Genomic DNA, 1,900 nt, shown 5'->3' with positions numbered 1-1,900 from the left:
GGAAAAATATATTGTAGAAGATAAAAAAGTTTTTAATTTTAAAAAAAAAGAGAGAAATAGCTTTTTTAAAAAGAACTTATTTGAAATGATAAAGTTCCATCAAAAAAATTGTAAGGATTATTTTTCAATTTTAAAAAATTTAAATTTTCAGTTTAGTAAAAAAACTAAAATTACCGATATTCCAGCCATCCCGGTATCTATATTTAAAGATAACAAACTCTATAGTTGTAAAGAAAAAGAGATTGTAAAAAAACTTCTCTCCTCAGGCACAACTGGAAACAAACAATCACAAATATTTTTGGATGCAACTAATTCAAAAGTTCAAACTAAGGTTTTAGTCCAAATTATGGAGTATTTTTTTGGCAAAAAAAGAATGCCAATGTTGATAATTGATAAAAAATTTGAATATCAAGACAGAACAAAATTGTCAGCCAGTCAAGCAGCAGTAAATGGATTTTCAATTTTAGCAAAAAAAACTTATTTTGCATTACATAGTAATGGTCAAATAAACTTAAAAGAAATAGAAAAATTTTTGGAAGAATTTACTGACAAAAAAAAAATAATTTTTGGATTTACAAATAAAGTATTCCAGTTTTTTCTTGAAAAACAGAATTTACCTAAAAACATGCAATTTAAAAATTGTATACTTTTACATGGGGGTGGTTGGAAAAAAATTGAGTCAAAGTCTATGGATCCACAAAAATTTAAAATAGAGTTGAAAAAGAGATATAATTTTAAAAAAATTGTTAATTATTATGGACTAATTGAGCAAACAGGTTCGATTTTTGTTGAGTGTAATAAATGTGATGCATTTAAATGCTCTATCTATTCTGATGTATATGTAAGAGATGAAAACTTAAAAATTGAAAAAAAAAACAACAAAGAAGGACTCATACAATTAATGTCATTATTACCAAGTAGCTATCCAGGTAACAATATTCTAACCGAAGATTTAGGAGTAATTTGCCCTAGTCAAACTTGTAAATGTAATTTTAAGGGAAAAAGATTTAAAATTAAAGGTCGATCAAAAGAGTCAGAAATTAGAGGTTGTGCAAATATTTGATGATAAAATTAGATAATGAAAATATTGTTGTAGGTTCTGCAAATATTTCGACTAAACCATTAAAACCATTTGATTCAAATGTGTTAAATTTTTTGGATCTGATTTCAAAAGAAATTCAAAATAATAATAAGACGAAATTTAACAGCGAAATAAGTACATTTGGTTTTTTTTGCAGAAAAAAGAATCTTCAAAAATTAAAAAAGATTCATTTTATAGAAAAAAATGGAACAATTAGATTAGGTTTAGGTTTAGCTTTTCATATTACACCCTCAAATATCCCCACGAATTTTGCATATTCTCTTGTATTTGGTTTATTATGTGGCAATTCAAATATTATAAAGCTCCCTAGTCAAAATTTTTATGAAATAGAACAATTATGTTTTATTTTTAACAAAGTCCTAAAGAAATTTCCAAAAATTAAAAAACTTATTTTAATTGTAAAAACAGAAAATAGTGAAGGTTTTTCAAAAAAAATATCAGAGATAAGTGATTTAAGAATAATTTGGGGCGGCAACCAGACTATTAATAAATTAAAAGATATTAAAACTAGTGAAAGGTGTAGGGATTTACATTTTCCGAATAGAAATTCGTTCTGTGTATTAAATTTAAATGAAATTTCAAAAAAAAATAATAAAGAAATAATAAAAATTTGTAATGAATTTTATAATGATACATTTTTAGTTGATCAAAATGCATGTTCTTCACCACATTTAATTTATTGGGTTGGTAAAAAAAATAAAAAAACAATTGATATTTTTTGGAAATCTCTTGAAAAAGTTGTTGCAGAAAAAAAATATACAAGTTTTTTTTCTGGTTCATATTATAAATATAATAAAC

At 24.1% G+C, this 1,900-nt stretch carries 2 protein-coding genes; both read left to right on the top strand.

What is annotated here, in order from left to right; translation table 11 throughout:
* Positions 1-1,063, top strand: a 1,063-nt coding sequence (locus tag ACTT83_RS06215; protein WP_440919218.1) for a LuxE/PaaK family acyltransferase, incomplete at its 5' end; no start/stop codon positions are given.
* Positions 1,063-1,900 (top strand): acyl-CoA reductase (locus ACTT83_RS06210; RefSeq protein WP_440919217.1); only part of this gene is annotated, 838 nt, incomplete at its 3' end. The genes ACTT83_RS06215 and ACTT83_RS06210, both read left to right, overlap by 1 nt.

The sequence above is a fragment of the Candidatus Pelagibacter sp. genome, assembly GCF_052049775.1.
Classification (GTDB): Bacteria; Pseudomonadota; Alphaproteobacteria; order Pelagibacterales; family Pelagibacteraceae; genus Pelagibacter.
The sequence above is the reverse complement of the archived record's forward strand: the minus strand, read 5'-3'. Positions and strand labels throughout refer to the sequence as shown.